This is a genomic window from Pseudomonas sp. MLB6B (genome assembly GCF_054508135.1).
Window position 1 is genome coordinate 1,017,288 of sequence record NZ_CP199313.1, and the last position, 17,717, is coordinate 1,035,004.

Genomic DNA, 17,717 nt, shown 5'->3' on the forward strand with positions numbered 1-17,717 from the left:
GCTCAGCGTGACTACGACCGGCGAACCAGTTACGGCGTCGGCGACGGTCGCGGTGTAGACGATGGTGCCACCTTCAGCAACCGATGGAGTGGCCGTCAGCGTTACGGTAGTGGTGTCCTGAACATCGGTAACGGTCGTAGTGACCGGTGTTTGGTCAGCAGTCAGATTTTCATAATTGCCACCCGATACGCTCGCGATGTTGTTGTCCACAGGCGCATGGCCTTGGTAGACATCGTTGCTGACCGGAGTCGTAACGGTACCTGCGCTTTGACCTACAGCAATGGTGATGGTCTCGCCATTGGCAAGTTTGACCACGACCGGGCTGCCAGTAACTGGTGCGTTGACGCTAGCGGTGTATGTGATCGAACCGCCTTCGGCAACAGACGGGGTGGCCGTCAGCGTTACGGTAGTGGTGTCGACCACATCTGTAACAGAGGTGGTGACGACCGTCTGATTGGCGACCAGGTTTTCGAAGTTGCCGCCGGAAACACCAGTGATATTGGCGGTTACCGGAGCGTGGCCCTGATAGACATCGTTGCTGACCGGAGTATTGACGGTACCGGAAGTCTGGCCGACCGCGATGGTGATGCTCTGGCCATTGCTCAGAGTGACCACTACCGGCGAACCGGTTACAGGGGACGCCACAGTCGCGGTATAGACGATGGTGCCGCCTTCGGCGACCGATGGAGTAGCGGAGAGCACCGCGGTGGTGGTGTCCTGGACGTCAGTAACGGTTGTGGTAACCGGCGTTTGGTTAGCTACCAAGTTTTCGTAGTTGCCACCCGAGACGCTCGCGATGCTGTTATCCACAGGCGCATGGCCTTGATAAACATCGTTGCTGACCGGAGTCGTGACGGTACCTGCACTTTGACCAACAGCAATTGTGATGGTCTCGCCATTGGCAAGTTTGACCACGACCGGGCTGCCAGTAACTGGTGCGTTGATGCTGGCGGTGTAAGTGATCGAACCGCTTTCGGCAACCGATGGGGTGGCCGTCAAGGTTACGGTAGTTGTGTCTTGTACGTCGGTGACTTGCGTAGTAACAGGTGCCTGGTTGGCTACCAGATTCTCGAAGTTGCCGCCCGATACGGTGGTGATATTTGCCGTGACCGGTGCATGGCCTTGGTAAACATCGTTGCTAACGGGAGTGTTGACCGTGCCCGAAGTTTGGCCGATTGCGATGGTGATGCTCTGGCCATTGCTCAGCGTGACCACTACCGGCGAGCCGGTTACAGCATCGGCGACAGTCGCGGTGTAGACGATGGTGCCGCCTTCAGCAACCGATGGAGTCGCGGAGAGCACCACGGTAGTGGTGTCCTGAACATCGGTAACGGTCGTAGTGACTGGTGTTTGGTCAGCAGTCAGATTTTCATAATTGCCACCCGATACGCTCGCGATGTTGTTGTCCACAGGCGCATGGCCTTGGTAGACATCGTTGCTGACCGGAGTCGTAACGGTACCTGCACTTTGACCCACGGCAATAGTGATGGTCTCGCCATTGGCGAGTTTGACCACGACCGGACTGCCAGTAACTGGAGCATTGACGCTGGCGGTGTATGTGATCGAACCGCCTTCGGCAACAGACGGGGTGGCCGTCAGCGTTACGGTAGTGGTGTCCTGGACGTCGGTGACTTGCGTAGTAACAGGTGCCTGGTTGGCTACCAGATTCTCGAAGTTGCCACCGGAGACGCTGGTGATGTTTGCCGTTACAGGTGCATGACCTTGGTAAACGTCGTTGCTAACCGGCGTGTTGACCGTACCCGAAGTCTGGCCGACCGCGATGGTGATGCTTTGGCCATTGCTCAGCGTGACCACGACTGGCGAGCCAGTTACGGCGTCGGCGACGGTCGCGGTGTAGACGATGGTGCCGCCTTCAGCGACCGATGGCGTAGCGGAGAGCACCACAGTAGTGGTGTCCTGAACATCGGTAACCTGAGTGGTAACCGGCGCTTGGTTAGCTACCAGGTTCTCGTAGTTGCCGCCCGAGACGCTCGCAATGCTGTTGTCCACAGGCGCATGGCCTTGGTAGACATCGTTGCTGACCGGAGTCGTAACCGTACCTGCGCTTTGGCCTACCGCAATGGTGATGGTCTCGCCATTGGCAAGTTTGACCACGACCGGATTGCCAGTAACTGGTGCGTTGACGCTGGCGGTGTATGTGATCGAACCGCCTTCGGCAACAGACGGGGTGGCCGTCAGGGTTACGGTAGTGGTGTCGACCACATCCGTAACAGAGGTGGTGACGGCCGTCTGATTGGCGACCAGATTTTCGAAGTTGCCACCGGAAACACTAGTGATATTGGCGGTTACCGGAGCGTGGCCCTGATAGACATCATTGCTGACCGGGGTGTTGACCGTACCCGAAGTCTGGCCGACCGCGATGGTGATGCTTTGGCCATTGCTCAAGGCAACCACTACTGGCGAGCCGGTTACAGCGTCGGCGACGGTCGCGGTGTAGACGATGGTGCCGCCTTCAGCAACAGATGGGGTAGCCGTCAGCGTTACGGTAGTGGTGTCCTGAACATCGGTAACCTGAGTGGTAACCGGCGCTTGATTAGCGATCAGGTTCTCGTAGTTGCCACCCGAAACGCTCGCGATGCTGTTATCCACAGGCGCATGGCCTTGATAAACATCGTTGCTGACCGGAGTCGTAACGGTACCTGCGCTTTGACCAACAGCAATGGTAATGGTCTCGCCATTAGCAAGTTTGACCACGACCGGGCTGCCAGTAACTGGAGCATTGACGCTGGCGGTGTATGTGATCGAACCGCCTTCGGCAACAGACGGGGTAGCCGTCAGCGTTACGGTAGTGGTGTCCTGAACATCGGTAACCTGAGTGGTAACCGGCGCTTGATTAGCGATAAGGTTCTCGTAGTTGCCACCCGAAACGCTCGCGATGCTGTTGTCCACAGGCGCATGACCTTGGTAGACATCGTTACTGACCGGAGTCGTAACGGTACCTGCGCTTTGGCCTACAGCAATGGTGATGGTCTCGCCGTTGGCAAGTTTGACCACGACCGGGCTGCCAGTAACTGGCGCGTTGACGCTGGCGGTGTAAGTGATCGAACCGCCTTCGGCAACCGATGGAGTCGCAGAAAGCACCACGGTAGTGGTGTCCTGGACGTCGGTAACCTGAGTAGTGACTGGCGCTTGGTTGGCTACCAGGTTCTCGTAGTTGCCACCCGAAACGCTTGCAATGCTGTTGTCCACAGGCGCATGGCCTTGGTAGACATCGTTGCTGACCGGAGTCGTAACGGTACCTGCACTTTGACCCACGGCAATAGTGATGGTCTCGCCATTGGCAAGTTTGACTACGACCGGACTGCCAGTAACTGGTGCATTGACGCTAGCGGTGTAAGTGATCGAACCGCCTTCGGCAACCGATGGGGTGGCCGTCAAGGTTACGGTAGTGGTGTCCTGAACATCGGTAACTTGAGTAGTGACTGGCGCCTGGTTGGCTACCAAGTTCTCGTAGCTGCCGCCCGATACGGTAGTGATGTTTGTCGTGACCGGTGCATGACCTTGGTAAACGTCGTTGCTGACCGGCGTGTTGACCGTGCCCGAAGTTTGGCCGACCGCGATGGTGATGCTTTGGCCGTTGCTCAGCGTAACTACCACTGGCGAGCCAGTTACAGCATCAGCGACGGTTGCGGTGTAGACGATGGTGCCGCCTTCGGCGACCGATGGGGTGGCCGTCAGCGTTACGGTAGTAGTGTCCTGTACGTCGGTGACTTGTGTAGTTACAGGTGCCTGATTGGCTACCAAGTTCTCGTAGCTGCCGCCCGATACGGTGGTGATGTTTGCCGTGACCGGTGCATGACCTTGGTAAACGTCGTTGCTGACCGGCGTGTTGACCGTGCCCGAAGTTTGGCCGACCGCGATGGTGATGCTTTGGCCGTTGCTCAGCGTAACTACGACTGGCGAACCGGTTACGGGGGAAGCGACGGTCGCGGTGTAGACGATAGTGCCGCCTTCAGCAACCGATGGAGTGGCCGACAGCACCACGGTAGTAGTGTCCTGAACGTCGGTAACAGTCGTGGTAACCAGTGTCTGATCGGCGGCCAGGTTTTCGAAGTTGCCGCCGGAAACGGCAGAGATATTGGCGGTTACCGGAGCATGGCCCTGATAGACATCATTGCTGACTGGAGTATTGACGGTGCCAGAAGTCTGGCCGACTGCGATGGTGATGCTCTGGCCATTGCTCAAAGTGACCACTACCGGCGAACCGGTTACAGGCGAAGCCACGGTCGCGGTATAGACGATGGTGCCGCCCTCGGCGACCGATGGGGTAGCGGAGAGCACCACGGTGGTGGTGTCCTGGACGTCAGTCACGGTTGTGGTAACCGGCGTTTGATTAGCTACCAAGTTCTCGTAGTTGCCACCCGAAACGCTCGCAATGCTGTTATTCACAGGCGCATGGCCTTGGTAAACATCGTTGCTGACCGGAGTCGTAACGGTACCTGCACTTTGGCCTACGGCAATAGTAATGGTCTCGCCATTGGCGAGTTTGACTACGACCGGGCTGCCAGTGACAGGCGCGCCTACCGAAGCGGTGTAGGTAATGACACCGCCTTCAGCAACCGACGACGCAGCCGTCAGCGTGACGGTAGTCGCATCGATGGTGTCGGTAACCGCGGTAACCGCCGGTGCACCATTGACTGCGAGGTTCTCGAAGTTGCCGCCGGTAGCACCAGTGATCTGCGCACTGACATTGCCGCCATCGATGTAAGGATCATCGCCCGGTGCAGCGACAGTGACGCTGCCCGAAGTTTGATTAGCGGCAATGGTAATCACCTGACCATTGCTCAGGGTGACGGTTACCGGAGAGCCGGCAGGGTTGCTCAGCGTCGCGGTGTAGACGATTGAACCACCCTCGGCGACTGAAGGCGTAGCTGCCAAGGAAAGCGTAGTGGTAGTGGCGACGTCAGTAACGGCCGTCGTGACTGTGGATTGGTCAGCAACCAAATTCTCGTAGTTGCCGCCCGAAACGTTGGTGATGTTGTTAACGACCGGAGCGTTGCCCTGGTAAGCATCGTCAGCCACTGGAACGCTGACGGTCCCCGAGCTTTGACCAACAGCAATGGTGATGGTCTGGCCGTTCGCCAAGGTCACCAAAACTGGACTGCCAGTTACCGGCGCACCCACCGACGCGGTGTAAGTAATGACACCGCCTTCGGCAACCGACGACGCGGCCGTCAGCGTGACGGTAGTCGTATCGATGGTATCGGTAACCGCAGTAACCGCCGGTGCACCATTAACCGCCAAGTTCTCGAAGTTGCCGCCGGTAGCACCGGTGATCTGCGCACTGACATTGCCGCCATCGATGTAAGGATCATCGCCCGGTGCAGCGACAGTGACGCTGCCCGAAGTTTGATTAGCGGCAATGGTAATCACCTGACCATTGCTCAGGGTGACGGTTACTGGAGAGCCGGCAGGGTTGCTCAGCGTCGCGGTGTAGACGATTGAACCACCCTCGGCGACTGAAGGCGTAGCTGCCAAGGAAAGCGTAGTGGTAGTGGCGACGTCAGTAACGGCCGTCGTGACTGTGGATTGGTCAGCAACCAGATTCTCGTAGTTGCCACCCGAAACGTTGGTGATGTTGGTAACGACCGGAGCGTTGCCCTGGTAAGCGTCGTCAGCCACTGGAACGTTGACGGTCCCCGAGCTTTGACCAACAGCAATGGTGATGGTCTGGCCGTTCGCCAAGGTCACCAAAACTGGACTGCCAGTTACCGGCGCACCCACCGAAGCGGTGTAAGTAATGACACCGCCTTCGGCAACCGACGACGCGGCCGTCAGCGTGACGGTAGTCGTATCGATGGTATCGGTAACCGCAGTAACCGCCGGTGCACCATTAACCGCCAAGTTCTCGAAGTTGCCGCCGGTAGCACCGGTGATCTGCGCACTGACATTGCCGCCATCGATGTAAGGATCATCGCCCGGTGCAGCGACAGTGACGCTGCCCGAAGTCTGGTTGGCGGCAATGGTGATCACCTGACCATTGCTCAACGTCACAATGACTGGGGAACCAGCCGGATTGCTCAGCGTGGCGGTGTAAACGATCGAACCGCCTTCAGCAACAGACGGAGTGGCCGCCAACGACAAAATCGTCGTCGTGGCTACGTCAGTAACAGCGGTCGTAACCGTCGATTGGTCAGCAACTAGGTTCTCGTAGTTACCGCCCGAAACATTGGTGATGTTGGTGACTACTGGAGCGTTGCCCTGGTAGGCGTCGTCAGCCACTGGGACATTGACGGTTCCCGAGCTTTGACCGACAGCGATGGTAATAGCTTGGCCGTTGGCAAGCGTGACGACTACAGGCGTGCCTGTGACAGGTGCTCCAACCGAAGCGGTGTAGGTAATGACACCGCCTTCAGCAACCGACGACGCAGCCGTCAGCGTGACAGTAGTCGTGTCGATAGTGTCAGTGACCGCGGTAACCGCCGGTGCACCGTTGACTGCCAAGTTCTCGAAGTTGCCGCCGGTAGCGCCGGTGATCTGTGCACTGACATTGCCGCCATCGATGTACGGATCATCGCCTGGTGCAGCGACAGTAACGCTGCCCGAAGTCTGGTTGGCGGCAATGGTGATGACTTGGCCGTTGCTCAACGTCACGGTGACTGGAGAACCAGCCGGATTGCTCAGCGTGGCGGTATAGACGATCGAACCGCCTTCAGCCACGGACGGGGTAGCCGCCAACGACAAAGTCGTCGTCGTGGCGACGTCAGTGACAGCAGTAGTGACCGAAGATTGGTCAGCAACCAAATTCTCGTAGTTGCCGCCCGAAACGTTGGTGATGTTGTTAACGACCGGAGCGTTGCCCTGGTAAGCATCGTCAGCCACTGGAACGCTGACGGTTCCCGAGCTTTGACCGACAGCAATGGTGATGGTCTGGCCGTTCGCCAAGGTCACCAAAACTGGACTACCGGTAACCGGCGCGCCCACCGAAGCGGTGTAGGTAATGACACCGCCTTCAGCAACCGACGATGCGGCCGTCAGCATGACGGTGGTCGTGTCGATAGTGTCAGTGACCGCGGTAACCGCCGGTGCACCATTAACCGCCAAGTTCTCGAAGTTGCCACCGGTAGCACCGGTAATCTGCGCGCTGACATTGCCGCCATCGATGTAAGGATCATCGCCCGGTGCAGCGACAGTGACGCTGCCCGAAGTTTGATTAGCGGCAATGGTGATGACTTGGCCATTGCTCAACGTCACGGTGACTGGCGAACCGGCCGGATTGCTCAGCGTGGCGGTGTAGACAATCGATCCGCCTTCAGCAACAGACGGGGTAGCTGCCAACGACAAAGTCGTCGTCGTGGCGACGTCAGTAACAGCGGTCGTGACTGTCGATTGGTCAGCAACCAAATTCTCGTAGTTGCCACCCGAGACAGCAGTAATGTTGGTGGTAACAGGCGCATTGCCTTGATAGGCATCGTCAGCCACTGGAACGTTGACGGTCCCCGAGCTTTGACCAACAGCGATAGTGATGGTCTGGCCGTTCGCCAAGGTCACCAAGACTGGGCTACCGGTAACCGGCGCGCCCACCGAAGCGGTGTAGGTAATGACACCGCCTTCAACAACCGACGACGCAGCCGTCAGCGTGACGGTGGTCGTGTCGATAGTGTCAGTAACGGCGGTAACCGCCGGTGCACCGTTGACTGCGAGGTTCTCGAAGTTGCCACCGGTAGCGTTGGTGATCTGCGCACTGACATTGCCGCCATCGATGTAAGGATCATCGCCTGGTGCAGCGACAGTAACGCTGCCCGAAGTTTGATTAGCGGCAATAGTGATGACTTGGCCATTGCTCAGGGTGACAGTCACCGGAGAGCCGGCAGGGTTGCTCAGCGTCGCGGTATAAACGATCGAACCGCCTTCAGCGACTGAAGGCGTAGCTGCCAAGGAAAGCGTAGTGGTGGTGGCGACGTCAGTGACAGCAGTAGTAACCGGCGATTGGTCAGCAACCAGATTCTCGTAGTTGCCGCCCGAAACGTTGGTGATGTTGGTAACGACCGGAGCGTTGCCCTGGTAAGCATCGTCAGCCACTGGAACGCTGACGGTTCCCGAGCTTTGACCAACAGCAATGGTGATGGTCTGGCCGTTCGCCAAGGTCACCAAGACCGGACTGCCGGTAACCGGCGCGCCCACCGAAGCGGTGTAGGTAATGACACCGCCTTCAGCAACCGACGATGCGGCCGTCAGCGTGACGGTGGTCGTGTCGATAGTGTCAGTAACGGCGGTAACCGCCGGTGCACCGTTGACTGCGAGGTTCTCGAAGTTGCCACCGGTAGCGTTGGTGATCTGCGCACTGACATTGCCGCCATCGATATACGGATCATCGCCTGGTGCAGCGACAGTGACGCTGCCCGAAGTCTGATTGGCGGCAATGGTAATCACCTGACCATTGCTCAGAGTGACGGTTACCGGCGTGCCAGCTGGGTTGCTCAGCGTCGCGGTGTAAACGATCGATCCGCCTTCAGCAACAGACGGGGTAGCCGCCAGCGACAAAGTCGTCGTCGTGGCTACGTCAGTAACAGCGGTCGTAACCGTTGATTGGTCAGCAACTAGGTTCTCGTAGTTACCGCCCGAAACGTTGGTGATGTTGGTAACGACCGGAGCGTTGCCTTGGTAAGCATCGTCAGCCACTGGAACATTGATGGTTCCCGAGCTTTGACCAACAGCAATGGTGATGGTCTGGCCGTTCGCCAAGGTCACCAAGACCGGACTGCCGGTAACCGGCGCGCCCACCGAAGCGGTGTAGGTAATGACACCGCCTTCGGCAACCGACGATGCGGCCGTCAGCGTGACAGTAGTCGTGTCGATAGTGTCAGTAACGGCAGTAACTGCCGGTGCACCGTTGACTGCGAGGCTCTCGAAGTTGCCACCGGTAGCGCCGGTAATCTGCGCGCTGACATTGCCGCCATCGATATACGGATCATCGCCTGGTGCAGCGACAGTGACGCTGCCCGAAGTCTGGTTGGCGGCAATGGTAATGACCTGACCATTGCTCAGGGTGACGGTTACCGGAGTACCAGCCGGATTGCTCAGTGTCGCGGTGTAGACGATTGAACCGCCCTCGGCGACTGAAGGCGTAGCTGCCAAGGAAAGCGTAGTGGTGGTGGCGACGTCAGTGACAGCAGTAGTAACCGGCGATTGGTCAGCAACCAGATTCTCGTAGTTGCCACCCGAAACGTTGGTGATGTTTGTGGTGACAGGCGCATTGCCTTGGTAAGCATCGTCAGCCACTGGAACATTGATGGTTCCCGAGCTTTGACCAACAGCAATGGTGATGGTCTGGCCGTTCGCCAAGGTCACCAAGACCGGACTGCCGGTAACCGGCGCGCCCACCGAAGCGGTGTAGGTAATGACACCGCCTTCGGCAACCGACGATGCGGCCGTCAGCGTGACAGTAGTCGTGTCGATAGTGTCAGTAACGGCAGTAACTGCCGGTGCACCGTTGACTGCGAGGCTCTCGAAGTTGCCACCGGTAGCGCCGGTAATCTGCGCGCTGACATTGCCGCCATCGATATACGGATCATCGCCTGGTGCAGCGACAGTGACGCTGCCCGAAGTCTGGTTGGCGGCAATGGTAATCACCTGACCATTGTTCAGGGTGACGGTCACCGGAGAGCCGGCAGGGTTGCTCAGCGTCGCGGTATAAACGATCGAACCGCCTTCAGCGACTGAAGGCGTAGCTGCCAAGGAAAGCGTAGTGGTGGTGGCGACGTCAGTGACAGCAGTAGTAACCGGCGATTGGTCAGCAACCAGATTCTCGTAGTTGCCACCCGAAACGTTGGTGATGTTTGTGGTGACAGGCGCATTGCCTTGGTAAGCATCGTCAGCCACTGGAACATTGATGGTTCCCGAGCTTTGACCAACAGCAATGGTGATGGTCTGGCCGTTCGCCAAGGTCACCAAGACCGGACTGCCGGTAACCGGCGCGCCCACCGAAGCGGTGTAGGTAATGACACCGCCTTCGGCAACCGACGATGCAGCCGTCAGCGTGACAGTAGTCGTGTCGATAGTGTCAGTAACGGCAGTGATCGCCGGTGCACCATTGACTGCGAGATTCTCGAAGTTGCCACCGGTAGCGTTGGTGATCTGTGCACTAACGTTGCCGCCGTCGATGTACGGATCATCGCCTGGTGCAGCGACAGTGACGCTGCCCGAAGTCTGGTTGGCGGCAATGGTAATAACCTGACCATTGCTCAGGGTGACGGTCACCGGAGAGCCAGCAGGGTTGCTCAGCGTCGCGGTATAAACGATCGAACCACCTTCAGCGACTGAAGGCGTAGCTGCCAAGGAAAGCGTAGTGGTAGTGGCAACGTCAGTAACGGCGGTCGTAACTGTCGATTGGTCAGCAACCAGATTCTCGTAGTTGCCACCCGAAACGTTGGTGATGTTAGTGACTACTGGAGCGTTGTCCTGGTAAGCGTCGTCAGCCACTGGAACATTTACGGTCCCCGAGCTTTGACCAACAGCAATGGTGATGGTCTGGCCGTTCGCCAAGGTCACCAGGACTGGACTGCCGGTAACCGGCGCGCCCACCGAAGCGGTGTAGGTAATGACACCGCCTTCGGCAACCGACGATGCAGCCGTCAACGTGACAGTAGTCGTGTCGATAGTGTCAGTAACGGCAGTGATCGCCGGTGCACCATTGACTGCGAGGTTCTCGAAGTTGCCACCGGTAGCGTTGGTGATCTGTGCACTAACGTTGCCGCCGTCGATGTACGGATCATCGCCTGGTGCAGCGACAGTGACGCTGCCCGAAGTCTGATTAGCGGCAATGGTAATCACCTGACCATTGCTCAGGGTGACGGTCACCGGAGAGCCAGCAGGGTTGCTCAGCGTCGCGGTATAAACGATCGAACCACCTTCAGCGACTGAAGGCGTAGCTGCCAAGGAAAGCGTAGTGGTAGTGGCAACGTCAGTAACGGCGGTCGTAACTGTCGATTGGTCAGCAACCAGATTCTCGTAGTTGCCACCCGAAACGTTGGTGATGTTAGTGACTACTGGAGCGTTGCCCTGGTAAGCGTCGTCAGCCACTGGAACATTTACGGTCCCCGAGCTTTGACCAACAGCAATGGTGATGGTCTGGCCGTTCGCCAAGGTCACCAAGACCGGACTGCCGGTAACCGGCGCGCCTACCGAAGCGGTGTAGGTAATGACGCCGCCTTCGGCGACCGACGACGCAGCCGTCAGCGTGACAGTAGTCGTGTCGATAGTGTCAGTAACGGCAGTGACCGCCGGTGCACCATTGACCGCCAAGTTCTCGAAGTTGCCGCCGGTAGCGTTGGTGATCTGTGCGCTGACATTGCCGCCATCTACATACGGATCATCGCCCGGTGCAGCGACAGTGACGCTGCCCGAAGTTTGATTAGCGGCAATGGTGATGACTTGGCCATTGCTCAACGTGACGGTGACTGGAGAACCAGCCGGATTGCTCAGCGTCGCGGTATAGACGATTGAACCGCCCTCGGCGACTGAAGGCGTAGCTGCCAAGGAAAGCGTAGTGGTAGTGGCGACGTCAGTAACGGCCGTCGTGACTGTGGATTGGTCAGCAACCAGATTCTCGTAGTTGCCACCCGAAACGTTGGTGATGTTGGTAACGACCGGAGCGTTGCCCTGGTAAGCGTCGTCAGCCACTGGAACGTTGACGGTCCCCGAGCTTTGACCAACAGCAATGGTGATGGTCTGGCCGTTCGCCAAGGTCACCAAAACTGGACTGCCAGTTACCGGCGCACCCACCGACGCGGTGTAAGTAATGACACCGCCTTCGGCAACCGACGACGCGGCCGTCAGCGTGACGGTAGTCGTATCGATGGTATCGGTAACCGCAGTAACCGCCGGTGCACCATTAACCGCCAAGTTCTCGAAGTTGCCACCGGTAGCGTTGGTGATCTGCGCACTGACATTGCCGCCATCGATATACGGATCATCGCCTGGTGCAGCAACAGTGACGCTGCCCGAAGTCTGGTTGGCGGCAATGGTGATCACCTGACCATTGCTCAACGTCACAATGACTGGAGAACCAGCCGGATTGCTCAGCGTTGCGGTGTAAACGATCGAACCGCCTTCAGCAACGGACGGGGTAGCCGCCAACGACAAAGTCGTCGTCGTGGCTACATCAGTGACGGCTGTCGTAACTGGCGATTGATCAGCCACCAGGTTTTCAAAATTACCACCCGTAGCACCGGTAATGCTGACACTGACCGGAGCCTGGCCTGCGTAGGCATCATCGGCTGGAGCCGGGACATTGATGCTGGCAGTGGCTTGGCCGGCCTGGATGACCAGCGTCTGGCCGTTGGACAGTGTGACGGTGACCGGAGTCTGCGCCGGGTTGTCCAGCGCCACGGTATAGGTGATCACGCCGCCTTCGTTCACGCTGGGCGTGGCGCTCAGGGTAAGCGTAGTGGTGTCGATGGTATCGAGAATCTGTGTCACGGCTGGTGTAGTGTCGGCCAGCACAGGCTCGCCACCACCGCTGCCGCTGACGATGCTGGCAGAGACATCACGGTCGTCGATGTAGACGGTGTCGCCTGGATTGACGTTGACGTTGACGCTACCTTGGCTTTGCCCGGCCGGGATGAGGATCACGGCACCGTTGGACAGCGTAAGACTCAGGTCCGAGAGCGGAGGGCGGTTGACCGTAGCGGTATAGACGATGACACCGCCCGCTTCGCTGACGGTGGGCGTTGCGGCCAATGTCACGGTAAGGGTGGTGGCGTCCGTACCGGTGTTCCCGCCACCAGTGGTGCCAGTGCCGCCCCCGGTTCCTTCATCGGTCCCGGTTCCAGACCCTCCACCGGTTCCAGTCCCTGCATCAGTTCCAGTTCCGCCACCAGCTCCGGCCCCCGTACCGGTTCCAGTTCCAGCCGCATTCGCATTCCCCGTGCTGGTGTCTTGCCCACCGGTTTGCACGTCGTCGGCAGCGGCTGCGAACTGCAGCGGTTCGGTCGGGTAGCCAATAGTCGGGTCGACCTCACCGCCTACTTCGCTCAGCAGCACGAAGCTGTGACCGCCACCCGCAGCGCCGCCTGGGTTGCCGGTCTGTCCAGCGGCAGGCGCTTCCAGTTCGGTGGTCGGGTCGAGACCAGCGGCGATCGCTTGCTGCAGCTCTTGCACCGACGGCGCGGACTGCGCGGTGGCCTCACTCAGTTCAGCCGCCTGGTCGGGCACATTGGCGGCCCACTGCATGTCGCGGCCAAGGTCCAGCATGCGGCCATCGGTGAATTCCAGTGTGACGGCACCCGCTTCGCCAGTAAGGACCTGCTCGCCGGCATAGATCCGGTCGCCCTCGATCAAAAACCGCCGTACACCTTCTGCCGAAACGGCGACGACTTGACCCACGATGGTTTTGACGATGGCGACGACACTGCTCATTGGACCTTCTCCGGTTGGATCCCCTGTCGGCCGGCAGGCCTCGCACGTCCGCGTGCGCGTATGAACAGAAGAGAGTTGCGATGCCGCGAGTAGCGACAAACGGCTTAAAGTTTGTTTAACGCACTAAATAAGCGTGTCGTGGATAAAAGCGTGACCGAGTCGAAATTTCACGCAAATTGGGAACATGACATATCGAAAATCTGGTAGCTGCCAATTCTTACTTTTGCACTAGTGGGTATGCAATAGCCCAGACGGTGTAATCGGTAAGTAAATGACCCCTTCAGGCGCGCTAGGTTTCCCAGCATAGCCGCTCTGCAACGGGGCGTATGGACAGGATCGATCGATATTTCCGGCATGATGCCTCTATGATGGCCCTTGCAGGTGGGTCGCGTCGCTGCAAGTGACGTGCGCTTGAAAAAAAATCGCCTTGCATCCACTCGATCTGCGGTTAGGCTTGAGGCATTGCGTGACGGATATCTCATATCTCGGCATTGGCGCGTGGAAGTTTAGGCGCTCGCAAACAGGCCTGCTTTTCCGCTTGTTGGGCCTTGGCGAGGTTTGAACTTTGCCGCAAAACGCAGCGTCTGCACTGTGCAGTCGTGATGAACCTAACCTCTGGGTGTTCGCGATCGATGCGGCCCCCCTTTTAAGTCCCAGACATCGCCGCTCCATGTCGCGCCGGCGTCTGGTCGAACCCCGCCAGCTTGGAGAGAGTGCCCGCGTGGAATCCGAAGTCAGTCGAGTGCACCTCAGTCACGACCCCCGCAGCCAGCACGACGATCCACTGCTAGACAGTCTGCTGACGCTATGTGTCCTGCATCAGAAACCTGCCAGCCGCGCCATGCTCACCACGGGCCTGCCGCTTCCCGCGCAGCGCCTGAGCCCCGAGCTGTTGCCACGCGCGGCGGCCCGCGCGGGTCTGCAAGGGCGCTTGCTGCAGCGCAAGCTGCAAGACATCCCGAAGATTGCCATGCCCGCCATGCTGCTGCTCAAACGTGGTCGCAGCGCTGTGCTGCTGGGGTGGGAAGGTGAAGATACGGCCCGCTTGCTGCTCAGCGAGAGCGACGGCGGCGAAGTGCGCATCACCCGGGAGGCGCTGGAAGACGACTACAGTGGCAAAGTGTTTTTCGCCCAGCCTCAGCACAAATACGACGTCAACCACGGCAACCTCATTCCACGTGCCAAATCCTGGTTCCGCGATACCCTGCTGCGCAGTAAATGGCTCTACGCCGACGCCATCGCCGCCAGCCTGATCATCAACATCATCGCCATGGCGGCGCCGCTGTTCGTGATGAACGTGTATGACCGCGTGGTCCCCAACCAAGCCACCTCGACCCTCTGGGTGCTGGCAGTGGGCATCGGCCTGGCCTACGTCTTCGACCTGGTGCTCAAGGGCTTGCGCAGCCTGTGCCTTGATCTGGCCGGTAAAAAGACCGATTTGATCATCTCCGCCACATTGTTCGAACGCATCGTCGGCATGGCCATGAAATACCGCCCTGCGCGGGTCGGTAGCTATGCGCAGAACATTCACGAGTTCCAAGGGCTGCGCGACTTCCTGGCATCCTTGACCCTCACCAGTCTGATCGACCTGCCGTTCACCCTGCTGATCCTCATGGTGATCGCCATCATCGGTGGGCATCTGGTGTGGATTCCGGTCCTGGCTTTCCCGCTGGCGCTGGGTATCGGCTACGCCTTGCAAAAACCGTTGATGGCGACCATGGAACGCACCATGGCGTTGGCTTCCGAGCGCCAGTCGAGCCTGATCGAAACCCTGGCGGGGCTGGACGCGATCAAGGTCAACAACGCCGAGAGCGAACGCCAGTACCTGTGGGAGCAGACGCTAGGCACGCTCAGCCGGCTCGAATTGCGGGTCAAGGTGCTGTCGGGCCTGGCCATGAACATCACCATGCTGATCCAGCAACTGGCCGGTGTGGCGATGATCTGCGTGGGCGTCTACTTGATCATCGCTGGCGATCTGAGCATGGGCGGCCTGGTGGCCTGCTACATGCTCAGCGGCCGTGCGCTTGGCCCGCTGGGCCAGCTCAATGGGCTGCTGGCGCGTTACCAGCAAGCCAAGGTCACCATGACTGCTACTGACCAGATGATGAGTCTGCCGCAGGAGCGCAATTTCGAAGAGCGCCCACTGAGCCGTCAGGTGTTGCAGGGCGCTCTGGAATTCCGCGGTGTGGACTTCACCTACCCCAATCAGCAGAACAAGGCGCTCAAAGGCATCAACCTGATCATCCGCCCTGGCGAGAAGGTCGGCATCATCGGCCGCAGCGGCTCCGGCAAAAGCTCGCTGGCCAAGTTGATCGTGGGCCTGTACGAGGCCGAAAACGGCTCGTTGCTGGTCGATGGCGTGGACATTCGGCAAATCGATGTCAGCGAGCTGCGCCACAACGTCGGCTACGTGCCGCAAGACATCCAACTGCTGGCCGGTACCCTGCGCGACAACCTGGTCAGTGGCGCACGCTATATCGAGGACGAGCTGATCCTGCAAGCCGCCGAGTTGTCGGGCGTGCACGAGTTCGCCCGCCTGCATCCTGATGGCTACGAATTGCAAGTAGGCGAGCGCGGGCAAAACCTGTCCGGTGGGCAACGCCAGAACGTCGCTTTGGGCCGGGCACTGTTGCTCAGCCCGCAAATCCTGCTGCTCGACGAGCCTACCAGCGCCATGGACAACACCGGCGAGGAACGTCTGAAGCAGCGGCTGCAGGCGGTCATCGAAGGACGCACCGTCTTGCTCGTCACCCACCGCGCTTCCTTGCTGTCGTTGGTGGACAGGCTGATCGTCATCGACCGCGGCAGCGTAGTGGCCGACGGTCCGAAAGCGGCTGTCATGGATGCACTGAAGAAGGGGCAGATCAGTGTCGCTTAAGTTCGATATCGGCCAGTTCAAGAACGGCCTGCGCGAGTACTTCAAAGGCAAGCGCTCGCTCGCCGGGCAGCCTCTGCCGGAAGTCAACAAGGCACTGATCGAGGATGCTCCTCGAGTCGTGCGTCTGACCATCTGGGGCATTCTGCTGTTCTTCCTGTGCTTCGTGCTGTGGGCCTGCTTCGCGCCCATCGACGAAGTGACCCGGGGCGAAGGCAAAGCCATCCCCTCCTCGAAGATCCAGAAGGTGCAAAACCTCGAGGGCGGTATCGTCGCCGAAATCTTCGCCAAGGAAGGCGAGGTGGTGGAAATCGGCCAGCCTCTGCTGCGCCTGGACGAAACCCGTTTCGTCTCCAACGTCGGTGAAACCGAAGCCGAACGTGTGTCCATGGCTTTGCGCGTCGAACGCCTGAGTGCGGAAGTCGAAGGCCGGCCGTTGCAGATCGACGAGAAGCTGCGCCAGGCCGCCCCGAGCCAGGCCGCCAGTGAGGAATCGCTGTACCAGAGCCGTCGCCAGCAACTCAACGACGAGCTGGGCGGTTTGCAACAACAGCTTGTGCAGCGCCAGCAAGAACTGCGTGAGTACGGCTCCAAGCGTGCCCAGTACGCCAACAGCTTGCAGTTGCTACGCCAGGAAATCGGAATGTCCGAGCCTTTGGTAGCCAAGGGCGCGGTATCGCCTGTGGAAATCCTTCGCCTGCGCCGTTCGGAGGTCGAAATCCGTGGCGAGATGGACGCCACTGCATTGGCCATTCCCCGTGCGGAAGCCGCCATCAGGGAGATTCAAAGCAAGATCGAAGAAAGCCGCGGCAAATTCCGCAGCGATGCGCTTACCCAACTCAACGAAGCGCGCACCGACCTGAACAAAGCCACCGCGACCAGCAAGGCGCTCGACGACCGGGTCAACCGCACCATGGTGACCTCGCCCGTACGCGGGATCGTCAAGCAGCTGCTGATCAACACCATCGGCGGCGTGATCCAGCCGGGCAGCGACATCGTCGAGATCGTACCGCTGGACGACACCTTGGTGATCGAGGCGAAGATCCTGCCCAAGGACATCGCCTTCCTGCATCCGGGGCAGCATGCCACGGTCAAGTTCACGGCCTATGACTACACGATCTACGGTGGGCTGGATGCGACTCTGGAGCAGATCGGCGTCGACACCATCACCGACGAAGACAAGAAGACCACCTACTACCCCATACGCTTGCGCACCGAACGCAGCCACCTGGGCAGCGACGCCAAGCCGCTGTTGATCATCCCTGGCATGGTCGCCACGGTCGACATCAAGACCGGTAAGAAAACCATCATGAGCTACCTGCTCAAGCCCATCATCAAAGCGCGGGACGAGGCGCTGCGCGAACGCTGATGATGTCGTGAAGCGCTATAGCGAACGCCCCTTGATTGGGGCGTTTTCTTTTCCCATCGATGTTGTCGGGCCGGTGCGGTGCCTGCGTATGCA

The 17,717-nt window shown here is 59.1% G+C and carries 3 protein-coding genes (1 of these 3 only partly in view); 2 read left to right on the forward strand and 1 reads right to left on the reverse strand.

The features are described from left to right. Positions 1 to 13,380 carry the 5' portion of an immunoglobulin-like domain-containing protein gene (locus tag ACSMEV_RS04340; RefSeq protein ID WP_459207395.1) on the reverse strand. Its footprint begins 16,851 nt before the window's first position, so the window shows 13,380 of its 30,231 coding nt (coding positions 1–13,380); its start codon is at positions 13,378 to 13,380; the stop codon falls past the left edge of the window. A 721-nt stretch (positions 13,381 to 14,101) separates the two neighbouring features. On the opposite strand from ACSMEV_RS04340, the gene ACSMEV_RS04345 reads away from it, so the two are divergent. Both ACSMEV_RS04345 and ACSMEV_RS04350 read left to right on the forward strand, forming a co-directional pair. Then, a complete protein-coding gene (locus ACSMEV_RS04345) occupies positions 14,102 to 16,258 on the forward strand; it encodes a type I secretion system permease/ATPase (RefSeq protein WP_459207396.1) in 2,157 nt (718 codons plus the stop codon). Further along, a complete protein-coding gene (locus ACSMEV_RS04350; protein ID WP_459207397.1) occupies positions 16,248 to 17,624 on the forward strand; it encodes an HlyD family type I secretion periplasmic adaptor subunit in 1,377 nt (458 codons plus the stop codon). Before ACSMEV_RS04345 ends, ACSMEV_RS04350 begins: the two co-directional genes overlap by 11 nt. Positions 17,625 to 17,717 lie beyond the last annotated feature (93 nt).